This window comes from Nonomuraea sp. NPDC050540 (assembly GCF_044457485.1).
GTDB lineage: Bacteria > Actinomycetota > Actinomycetes > Streptosporangiales > Streptosporangiaceae > Nonomuraea.
This window is the reverse complement of sequence record NZ_JBITHA010000015.1, coordinates 122,500-132,870: the sequence shown is the minus strand read 5'-3', so window position 1 is coordinate 132,870 and position 10,371 is coordinate 122,500. Positions and strand designations below refer to the sequence as shown.

Genomic DNA, 10,371 nt, shown 5'->3' with positions numbered 1-10,371 from the left:
GTCTTTTCACGTAAGGAGCAGTTGTGGAATTACACCGTCCGCTGGGACACGCGATCGACCGGGCCGCGCGCCGGGTTCTGCCGGGAGGCGTCAACTCCGCCACCCGCCAGGTGGGCGCGCCGTACGCCTTCACCGCCGCCGACGGCGCCTACGTGAGTGACGCCGACGGCCACCGCTACCTGGACTACCACGCCGCCTTCGGCGCCGTTCTGCTCGGCCACAACCATCCGGCCGTACGGCAGGCCGTCCTGACCGCCCTCGACGGCGTCGACCTGATGGGCCTGGGCGTGACGCCGATCGAGGTCGAGCTGGCCGAGCTGGCCTGTGAGCTCATCCCCTCGGCCGAGATGATGATCACCACGATGAGCGGCTCCGAAGCCACCGTCCAGGCGGTCCGCCTGGCCCGCGCGGTCACCGGCCGGTCGCTGCTGGTCAAGTTCCAGGGCTGCTATCACGGCTGGGGCGACGCCCTGGCCAGGAACGTGATCTCCAAGCCCGAGTCCGCCTACGGCCGTGACCCGCTCTCCGCCGGGCTGCTCGACTCGGCCGTGGACGCCACGCTCATCGCCGAGTTCAACGACCTGGACTCGGTGCGCGCCCTGTTCGAGGCCCATCCCGAGCAGATCGCCGCGGTCTTCCTGGAGCCGATCCCCCACAACGTCGGCGCGCTGGTGCCGACGGCGGAGTTCGTCGAGGGGCTGCGCGAGCTGACCAGGCGGGAGGGCGCGCTGCTGGTCTTCGACGAGGTGATCACCGGATTCCGCCACGCGCTCGGCGGCTACCAGCAGGTCTGCGGGGTGCTGCCCGACCTGACCGCCTTCGGCAAGGCGATGGCCAACGGCTTCCCGACGGCGGGCCTGGCCGGACCGCGCGAGCTGATGGAGCGCTTCGCCGCCGACGTCCTGCTGGCCGGGACCTTCAACGGCCACCCGGTCGCGGCCCACGCGGCCGTCGCCACCATGCGCCACCTGCGCGACAACCCGGACTTCTACCTCAGGACGCACCGGCTGGGGCAGCGCCTGCGCGACGGGCTCGGCCAGATCGCCGCCGAACTCGACGTGGACGCGACGGTCAGCGGCTTCGGCGGCGTGTTCGTGCTCTACTTCGGCACCGGCCCGGTCTCCGGCTACCGCGACCTGATGCGCAACGACCACGCGGCGTACGCGGCCTTCCACCGCAGGATGACCGGCAAGGGCTTCCTGATGCTGCCGATGGCGCTCAAGCGCAACCACGTCTCCGGCGCGCACACCGACGCCGACATCGACCTGACCCTGGACGCGGCCAGGGACGTGCTCAAGGAGATGCGCGCGGACGGCCTCGTCTGACGAGGCCGCGGGACCGTCGCGGGCCCCGGCGCGCGGCGGGCGCCGGGTGCTCGCGCCGGGCGGTCAGGATGGGCGGGGAGGGGCGGTCAGGGCGTGCGGGGAGGATTGGCGGGCTTGCGGGCGACCCCGACGTACCACCACTCGCTGCCCTCGGGGTCCTCCTCCCACGGCTCCTCCGGCCGCCAGCCCGCCACGTGGACCACGCCGGGCTCGACCAGTTCGAAGCCGTCGAAGAAGCGGGAGATCTGCGCGAAGCTCCGGTGCAGCAGGGGCGTGTCCGCCTTGTCGTACACCTTCCTGGCGGCCACCCCCACCTCGGGATGGGCGTCGTCGGTCAGGTGGGAGACGATCAGGTAGCTGCCCGGCGCCATGCGTTCGGAGAAGGCCCGCACCACCTGGTACGGATCGTCCTCGTCGGGGATGCAGTGCAGCACGCCGAGGAACACCACCCCGACCGGCTGGCTGAAGTCGATGAGCCGCTTCACGTCGGGATGGTCGAGGATCGTTCCCGGCTCGCGGATGTCGGCGTGCGCGATGGCGGTGTTGCCGTCGACGTCGGCCAGCAGCGCCCGCGCGTGGACGATGACGACCGGGTCGTGGTCCACGTAGACCACGGGCGCGCTCGGGTGGATCCGGCGGGCGACCTCGTGCACGTTGTTCTGGTTGGGCAGCCCGGTGCCGAGATCGATGAACTGGCGGATGCCAAGGTTGGCGATATGGCGTACGGCCCTGCCCAGAAACCACCGGTTGGCCAGGCAGATCTGGCGGCTGGGCCCCAGCGCCATGATCTTCTCGGCCGCCGCGCGGTCGGCGGCGAAGTTGTCCTTGCCACCGAGGTAATAGTCGTACATGCGCGCGGCGTTGGGCACGTTCGGGTTGATCCCGGAGGGCACGCGCGTGGGGTTGCTCATCGTCACACCTTTGATCAGCGCAATCCGATGAACAGATGCTAACGGTATGAACACTCATTATTCGCGATCTTTCGGCTACTCCTCGCGGTGCCGTAACGCGTAGTCCGTGCCGACGGCGGCAAGAATGAGCAGTCCCTCGACGATCGGCCGGTATGTCGTATCCCATCCGAGCAGGTTGAACCCGTTGCCGATGAGCGTCAGGATCAGCACGCCGATCATGCCCCGCCAGATCGCGCCCTCGCCGCCCAGGATGCTGGTGCCCCCGATCACGGCGGCGGCGATCGCGCTGAGCTCCAGCAGCGTGCCCATGCTCGCCTGCGCGGATCCGCCGCGGGCCGCCAGCACCAGGCCCGCGAGCGCCGCGCAGACCCCGCTGATCGTGAACACGACGATCCGCACCGGCCCCACCCGGATGCCGGACAGCCTGGCCGCCTCCGGGTTGCCGCCGACGGCGTACACGCGCCGCCCGAGCGTGGTCCGCCACAGCACGAGCGAGGTCACCGCCGAGACGGCGAGCAGCAGCAACGACGGTACGGTCACCCCGCCCAGAGCCGTGGGCCAGCTCAGCGACTGAAACTCCGTCAGCCGCGCCGGATCCGGGTACACGATCGCCCCGGCCGTGATGACCAGCGCAAGCCCTCGGTAGACGATGCTCAGCGCCAGCGTCACGATGAACGAGTGCACGCGCAGCAGCACGACGGCGGCCCCGTTGACCGCCCCGAGCAGCGCACCCGCGAGCACCGCCGCGCCGAACCCCAGCGCCACCCCGCCGCCGCGCGCGACCAGCACACCCACGACGGCGCTGACCGCCAGCACCGCGCTCGCCGACAGGTCGAACACGCCGCAGATCATGCACAGGGTGATCCCGCAGGTCAGCAGCCCCACGATGACGGCCTGGTCGAGCAGGTTGACCAGGTTGCCCTGGGTCAGGAACGTCTGCGTGGCCAGCGACAGCGCCACCACCAGCGCGAACAGCGCCAGCAGGATCCCGGAGTCGCGTACTCTCATCGCGGCCTCCCGGCGAAGGCGAGTTCCATGACGTCCTCGCGCTCCGCGGCGCCGCGCGCGAACTCGCCGGCCACCCGGCCGCCGCGCATCACCAGCACGCGGTGCGAGAGCCCGAGCACCTCCTCGATCTCCGAGGACACCATGAGCACGGCCACGCCGCGCGCCGCGAGCTCGACCAGCAGCCGGTGGATCTCCACCTTCACCACGACGTCGACGCCCCTGGTCGGCTCATCGACCAGCAGCACCTTGGGCTCGCGCATGAGCCACTTGCCGAACATGGCCTTCTGCTGGTTGCCGCCCGACAGGCCTGCGGTCCTGCCCTTGGGGTCGGCCGCCCTGACATCGAGGCGGTCGAGCCACCGGCCGACCTCGCGGGCCTCGGCGGCCCGCCGGACGAACCCGGCGCGCTGGCGGGCGGGCAGACCGGCCAGGGCGAGGTTCTCGCGCAGCGAGCGGACCAGGACCAGGCCCTGTTCCTTGCGGGACTCGGGGACCAGGGCCATGCCCCGGGCCATCGCGTGGCGGGGGGAGGCGGGCCGTACCGGATGGCCGTCGACGGCCACGTCGCCGGACGTGCGGCGGTCGGCGCCGAACAACAGCCGCAGGACCGCCGACCTGCCGCTGCCGGTCAGCCCGGCGAGCCCGACGATCTCGCCCGCGCGGACCTCCAGCCGTTCCGCCTGGGGCAGCCCGGTGGCCGACAGCACCACGGGGGCGTCCGCCGCGACGGGGGCGGGCTCGGGGTAGAGGACCTCGACCGGGCGCCCGACCATGTGCTGGACCAGCGAGCGCGGGGTCTGCCCGGCGGCCGGCGCCGTGAGCACGTGCCGGCCGTCGCGCAGCACGGTGACCACGTCGCAGGCCGACAGCACCTCCTCCAGCCGGTGGGAGACCAGCATGATCGCCATCCCGTCCGCCGCGAGCGTGCCCAGCAGTTCCAGCAGCCGCGCCGCCTCGGTGCGCGGCAGCAGCGCCGTCGGCTCGTCCAGGGCCAGCACCCACGCGCCGCTCGCCAGCGCGCGCAGGATCTCCACCCGCTGCTGGTCGGCGACGGGCAGCTCCCGCACGGGCCGGTCCGCGTCGAGCGCGAATCCGGTACGGCCCAGCAGCCCGTCGAGCAGGAGCCGGTCCGCGCGGGGCCGCCACCATCCCGCCCGGTGGGCCCAGCGGCCGAGGAAGACGTTCTCCAGCACCGTGAGCCGGGGGACCAGCGCCACCTCCTGCGTGACCAGCGCGATCCCGTGCGCCCGCGCGGCCCGGGGGCTGTCCAGCCGCATCGCCCGGCCGTCGGCGACGATCCGCCCCGCGCCGGGCGTGGTGACGCCGCACATCACCTTGACCAGCGTGCTCTTGCCGGCGCCGTTCTCGCCGACCAGGCCGTGTATCCGTCCGGGCTCGACGCGCAGGTCGACGCCGTGCAGCACGGTCGTGCCCGCGTAGCTCTTGGTGATGCCCTCCAGGAGGAGCGGGCCGGTCATTCGTCGTACTCGCCGGTGACGCCCGCCAGCACCTCCTTGGTGCCCAGGTGCTTGCCCGGCGTGACGTCGGTCATCAGGTTGCCCGCCTGCACCTGCCTGCCCTGCGCCTTGTCCAGGCCCAGCTCGGCGGCCCTGGCGCCGAGGGTGCGGACGGGCAGGTAGTAGGCGGCGAACCAGCGCCCCTCCTGGACCGCGGTGACCGTCTGGCGGGAGCCGCCGTTGGCGACGTACAGGATGGGCTTGCCCTTCGCGACCGCCTCGGCGCCGGCGATCGCCTGGGAGGAGCCGACGACGACGTCGACGCCGGGAGCGCGCTGGAGGACGTCCTGCATGGCCTTGCGCCCGCTGTCCTGGGTGTATCCGCCCTCGACCTGGGCGACGATCTTCATGCCCGCCTTCTTCAGCGCCCCGACGGCCGCGCCGGTGCGCGCGTTGTCGAGCGGGAGCGCCTTCAGGCCCTCCAGGTAGGCGATCTCGCACGGGTTCAGCTTCTTGCTCACGCAGGCGCGCACGGCCAGTTCCGCCAGGGCCGCGCCGTTCACCGTGGGCACGTCGATCAGCGTGATCGTACCCTCGACCTGCGGCACGGCGGTGTCGTAGCGGGTGCCGAGCGGGGTGAACTGCACGACGACCGCGATCCCCGCCTGTACGGCGGTGCGGACCGCGGGGACCACGGCGGCCCCGTCGTTGGCCTGGATGACGAACACGTCGAAGCGCTTGGAGGTGACCGCGTCCTGGATCTGGCGGACCTGCGTCTGCGCGTCGAAGTTGGGGTCGAAGAACTCGGCCGTGGCGTTGCGGGACTTCGCGTGCTCCTCGACGCCGGCGAACGTGGCGGCGGTGAACGAGTTCGCCTTCGCGAAGCCGAAGAACGCGACGCGGCTCTGGCCCTGGGGACTCGGCTGCGCCGTCGGGGCGCCCCCGGTGTCGGGGTTGACGCAGCCCGCTGCCAACGCCATCACCGCCGCGAGCAGGGGTAATCCGGTCCAGCGTGCGACCATCGACGGTCTCCTTCGCATGTCAGCGAACGTGCACGTCCCAGAGAGCTTGATCATAGGGAACGGCGGGCGCTTTCGCCCACCGATAACCGATCGAAAGCGGTCATGGTTACGGTCCCCTCGGCAGTGGAGAGACCATGATCAGGAGTGGCCGCGTGATGACCTTCCCCGGGTTGACCTCCGCGGCGAGCCGGATCGGCAGGCGCCGGTGGCGCTGAGCGGAGAGCCGGGCACGAGATTCGGGATTCTCGGGCCGCTGGAGGTCGCGGTCGGCGACCGGTCCGTCCACGTGGGAGGTCCGCGGCCGCAGGCGGTCCTGGCGACCCTCCTGCTGCACAACGGGCAGACGGTGAGCACCGGCCGCCTGGTCGATCTGGTGTGGGAGGACGCGCCGCCCTCCTCCGTACGCGGGCAGGTGGCCGCGGCGATCTCGGCCCTGCGCGGCGCGCTGCGCAAGGCCGGTGGAGACCCGGCGCTGATCGAGACCGTCGCGGGCGGCTACCGGGTTCCCCGGACGCTGGCCCTGGACGCGCTGACGGTCGAGCAAGGGCTCGCCGCGGCCCGCCGGGAGGCGGCGGGCGGCAGGCCGGGCCAGGCCGCGGCCATGTTCCGCGCGATGCTCAAGCTGTGGCGCGGCCCCGTGCTCGGCGGGATCACCAGCTCCGCGCTCCTCAACGCGGCCGGCAGGTGGGAGGAACTGCGCCTGGCCGCGCTGGAGGAGTGCGTCGAGCTGGAGCTGGACCTGGGCCACCACCGGGAGCTGACCGGCGAGCTCAGGAGCTTCGTCGGCGAGCACCCGCTGCGGGAGCGTGCCCGCGCCCAGCTCATGCTCTCCCTGTCGCGCTCCGGACGGCAGGCCGACGCGCTGGCCGTCTACGACGAGGGACGCAGGCTCATGGTCGACGAGCTGGGCCTGGAGCCCGGCCCGCGCCTGCGCGAGGTGCACAACATGATCCTCCTGGAGGATCCCGTCACCCGTGAGCCGGAGCGCGAGGTCGCCGACGTACGGCCCTCGCAGCTTCCGCCCGCCGCCTTCGCGTTCACCGGCAGGCAGGCGGAGCTGGAAGAGATGGACGGTCTGCTGGACAGCGGTGACGACGCCGTCCGCGTCAGTGTGGTGAGCGGGGTGGGCGGCATCGGCAAGACCGCCCTCGCCATGGCCTGGGCGCACCGCCGGGCCGAGCGCTTCCCCGACGGGCAGCTGTTCGCGGACCTGAGCGGATTCACCCGCGGCAGCCGCCCGGCCGCGCCGGAGAGCGTGCTGGACGGTTTCCTGCGGGCGCTCGGGGTGCCGGGCCGCCGGATACCGCAGAGCCTCGCCGAGCGCACGGCCCTCTACCGCAGCATGCTCGTCGGCCGGCGGCTGCTGGTCGTGCTGGACAACGCGCACTCCGCCGACCAGGTCCGCCCGCTCCTGCCCGGCTCCGGCACCTGCCGCGTCATCGTCACCTCCCGCAAGCGGCTCGGCGGACTCGTCGTCCAGGAGGGCGCGCGGCCGCTCACGCTGGAGGTGCTGCCGCCCGCCGACGCGCGGCTGCTGCTGCGCCGCATCGCCGGGCGGCGACGGGTCGAGGACGACGCCGACGGCGAGGAGCTGTCCACGCTCGCCGAGTTGTGCGACCGCCTCCCGCTCGCGCTGCGCATCGCGGCGGCGAAACTGGCCGTCGGCAGCGCGTGGTCCCTGGGCGAGCTGACCGGCAGCCTGCGCGCCGAGCGCCACCGCCTGAACGAGCTGCGCCAGGACGAGGAGCAGTTGCGCAACACCTTCGAGCTGAGCTACCTCGACCTGCCGCAGACCGCCCGGCTGGCCTTCCGGCGGATCGGCCTGCTCCAGGGCGTCAGAGACCTGGCCCCCTGGACCCTGGCCGCGCTCCTTCACACGTCGTTGCGCGGCGCGGAGGAGCTGTGCGAGGAACTGGCCAACGCCCAGATGCTCCAGCCCGCCCGGCGCGACGCCAGCGGGCAGCGCCGCTACACGATGCACGACCTGGTCCGCCTGTTCGCGATCGAGCGGGCCGAGGCGGAGGAGAGCCGGGAACAGCGCGCGGAGGCCCTCACCCGCGCGATCGGCGGCCTGCTCGCCCTGGCCGAGCATGCGCGCGGGCACGAGTATCCCCGCCACGACCTCATGATCCTCCGGGGTACGGCGCCACGCCACCACCTGGAACCCCCGCCCCAGCTGGACGCCGACCCGATGGCCTGGCTCGACGCGGAACGCGCGACCGTGGTCGCCTTCGTCACCCAGGCGGCCCGTCTCGGCTGGGCCGGCCTGGCCTGGGAACTGGCCGCCACCCCGGTCTACCTCTACGAGATGTCCGGCTACTTCGACGACTGGCGAACGGTCGTGGACGCGGCGCTGGCCGCGTGCGGGGAGACCGGGGACCGGCGCGGCGAGGCCGCGATGCTGCTGTCGCGCGGCGAGATCCACAACCAGCGCCGCCAGTTCACCGAGGCCGAGACCACGCTGGCGGCGGCCACGCGGATCTTCGAGGAGGTCGGCGACGAGTACGGCCTGGCCCTCACCCGCCGCTATGACGTCGTCACCCGCGGCTACCGGGGCGACCACGAGGGCGCAGTGGCCGAGTTGTGGAAGGCGGTCGCCGTCTTCGAGCGGGTGGGCGACACCACCGCGGAGGCGGTGACCCTCGGCAGCATCGCCTACCACCACACCACCGTGGGCCGCCCGGACCAGGCCGAAGGGCCTCTGGTGCGAGCGCTGGCCCACCCCTTGGGCAGGCGCACGAAGGCCCTGCTGACCAAGCGTCTGGCCGACACCTATCACGAGCTGGGGAAGAACCTCGAGGCCGTCGAGGCGGGCAGGCTCGCCCTCCGGCTCACCCGGGAGCAGCGCGACCAGATCGGCGAGGCCTGGGTGCTGCTGAGCCTGGGGGAGGCGCTGGCGGACGTGGACGGGCCCCTCGGCAGGGAGACGCTCGCCTCGTCCGTGGCGGGGGCCGACCGGCTCGGGGACCTCCTGCTCGCCGGACGTGCCCACCTCGCCCTCGCCCGCCTGGGCGGCGAGGACGCGAACGAGCACCTTGACCTCGCCATCACCGCCTTCCGACGCCTGGGCGCCCAGCCCTGGCTGGAGAAGGCACTCAACCTCACCTAACCCGTCCTGGAGGACATGACGATGAAGCGCCGTCTTTCCGCACTCTTGCTCAGCGTCGCCGTAGTGCTCGGAGGCATTGCCGCGGCGGCTCACCTCGAACCGCCGCACTCGCCCCCCGCCCAGACCGTCGTCGCCGGCGAATGCCCGGGCGACCACGAGTGGTGTTAGGCGCCGGCCCGGCCCTCGGGCCGGGCCGCCGCAGGTAGAGGGCCGCGTGCGCGCCGGCCAGCAGGAACATCACGGCCGCTCCGAGCAGGATGAGGTCGATACGGCCCCGCCCCCCGGCCAGCCAGCCCACCAGGCCCAGTGAGGTGATCGAGGCCAGGCGCAGGGCCGAGGTGAAGACCGACAGGACCCGGGCGAGATGGTCCCGGCCGGTGGCGGCCAGCAGGATGGGCGACATCACGGTCTCGACGATGCCGCCGGCGACGCCGTACCCGAAGATGACCAGGGCGGCGAGGGGCGCGCTGTCGAGGCGCGCGTAGAGCAGGCAGGTGAGACCGCACAGCAGCAGGCCGGCGGCGAACAGCCGCTCCTTGCCCAGCCGCGTGTGGAGCGCGGCGGAGCCGAGCGCGCCGGTGAGGATGCCCGCGCCCAGCGCCGAGCTGATCACGCCGAACCAGGCCGGGTCGGCGCTCAGGTTCTCCCTGACGAAGAAGACGTTGAGCGAGCCGAACGCGCTCGCGCCCAGCATGACGATCACGCCGGCGCCGAGGACGGCCCGCAGCGTGCGGTCGCGGGCGATGAGGCCCAGAGGCGCGAGCATCTCCCGGCCCAGGTGGCGTTCGCGGGTCTCGGTCATGGGCACGCGGGTTCCGCGCAGGGCGAGGAAGGAGCAGGCGAAGGTGGCCGCGTTGAGGCCGAAGCAGACGCCGGGGCCAGCGGCGGCGAACAGGGCGCCGGCCAGCGCGGGACCGGCGATCATCGCGATCGCGGAACTCGCCTGCGCGAAGCTCGCCGCCTGCTCGCGCCGGCCCTCGGAGACCACGTCGCTGAGGATGACGATGCGCGCGGGGTTGAAGAACTGCGTCGCCGCGGACTGCCCGGCCAGGGCCAGCCCGCACAGGGCCAGCGTGAGCCCGACGGGCAGGGAGCCCGACAGCCAGGCCAGGATCGCGAAGCCGCCGCCGATCAGCGTCCTGACGGCGTCGGCGGTCCTGGCGACGCGTACCTTGTCCCAGCGGTCGACCAGCGCTCCGGCGACCGGAGCGCCCGCCACCGTCACCACGGCCACGATGAGCAGGCTCGCCGCGGTCGCGCTCGGCGCGTACGGCTGGTCGCGCAGCAGGACGGTGCCGATCCACAGCGCCATCGTGGTGGTGAACAGGTAGTCGCCGGCCAGCGAGACGCTCTGCCCGAGCCAGAGGCGGCGGTAGGTCCGGTCGAGCAGCAGCTCCTTCATCGCGCTCCTTCCCTGGACAGCGGCGGGCCGCCGTCGAACGGTCTTCGACGGCGGCCTGCCGGACGCGAACTAGTCGGTCGTGATGCTGATGCAGTGGCTGTCCCCCCGCTTGGGGGCCTCGGACTGCAGGGCGAGAA

General features: G+C 72.8%; 7 protein-coding genes. 2 read left to right on the top strand and 5 right to left on the bottom strand.

The annotated features are described in order from the left end of the window. Window positions 1-23: 23 nt before the first annotated feature. Entirely contained in the window at window positions 24-1,325 is a 1,302-nt protein-coding gene (locus ACIBI5_RS39300) for an aspartate aminotransferase family protein (protein ID WP_397254485.1), read from the top strand. 86 nt (window positions 1,326-1,411) lie between these two features. On the opposite strand, the gene ACIBI5_RS39295 is transcribed toward ACIBI5_RS39300, so the two are convergent. From ACIBI5_RS39295 to ACIBI5_RS39280, 4 genes are all read right to left on the bottom strand, one after another. Then, window positions 1,412-2,236: an SAM-dependent methyltransferase gene (locus ACIBI5_RS39295; protein ID WP_397254483.1), complete on the bottom strand. Its 825-nt coding sequence runs from the start codon at window positions 2,234-2,236 to the stop codon at window positions 1,412-1,414. Between the two features lie 75 nt (window positions 2,237-2,311). Continuing rightward, window positions 2,312-3,244: an ABC transporter permease gene (locus ACIBI5_RS39290; RefSeq protein ID WP_397254481.1), complete on the bottom strand. Its 933-nt coding sequence runs from the start codon at window positions 3,242-3,244 to the stop codon at window positions 2,312-2,314. Next, window positions 3,241-4,722 carry a sugar ABC transporter ATP-binding protein gene (locus ACIBI5_RS39285; RefSeq protein ID WP_397254479.1) on the bottom strand — a complete coding sequence of 494 codons (1,482 nt, stop codon included), beginning with the start codon at window positions 4,720-4,722 and terminating at the stop codon, window positions 3,241-3,243. The genes ACIBI5_RS39290 and ACIBI5_RS39285 overlap by 4 nt, the downstream gene beginning before the upstream one ends. After that, window positions 4,719-5,723 (bottom strand): sugar ABC transporter substrate-binding protein, encoded by a 1,005-nt coding sequence (locus ACIBI5_RS39280; RefSeq protein WP_397254477.1) that lies wholly within the window; start codon window positions 5,721-5,723, stop codon window positions 4,719-4,721. Before ACIBI5_RS39280 ends, ACIBI5_RS39285 begins: the two co-directional genes overlap by 4 nt. A gap of 205 nt (window positions 5,724-5,928) precedes the next feature. Here ACIBI5_RS39280 and ACIBI5_RS39275 point away from each other — a divergent pair, with 205 nt between their 5' ends. After that, window positions 5,929-8,832 (top strand): BTAD domain-containing putative transcriptional regulator, encoded by a 2,904-nt coding sequence (locus ACIBI5_RS39275; protein ID WP_397254475.1) that lies wholly within the window; start codon window positions 5,929-5,931, stop codon window positions 8,830-8,832. A 49-nt stretch (window positions 8,833-8,881) separates the two neighbouring features. On the opposite strand, the gene ACIBI5_RS39270 is transcribed toward ACIBI5_RS39275, so the two are convergent. Next, entirely contained in the window at window positions 8,882-10,234 is a 1,353-nt protein-coding gene (locus tag ACIBI5_RS39270) for an MFS transporter (protein ID WP_397254473.1), read from the bottom strand. Between the last annotated feature and the right edge of the window lie 137 nt (window positions 10,235-10,371).

Excerpts from the sequence above, each read along its gene's own strand:
- ACIBI5_RS39285 (WP_397254479.1), bottom strand. The coding sequence starts at position 4,722 with ATGACCGGCCCGCTCCTCCTGGAGGGCATCACCAAGAGCTACGCGGGC.
- ACIBI5_RS39295 (WP_397254483.1), bottom strand. The coding sequence starts at position 2,236 with ATGAGCAACCCCACGCGCGTGCCCTCCGGGATCAACCCGAACGTGCCC.
- ACIBI5_RS39270 (WP_397254473.1), bottom strand. The coding sequence starts at position 10,234 with ATGAAGGAGCTGCTGCTCGACCGGACCTACCGCCGCCTCTGGCTCGGG.
- ACIBI5_RS39290 (WP_397254481.1), bottom strand. The coding sequence starts at position 3,244 with ATGAGAGTACGCGACTCCGGGATCCTGCTGGCGCTGTTCGCGCTGGTG.
- ACIBI5_RS39280 (WP_397254477.1), bottom strand. The coding sequence starts at position 5,723 with ATGGTCGCACGCTGGACCGGATTACCCCTGCTCGCGGCGGTGATGGCG.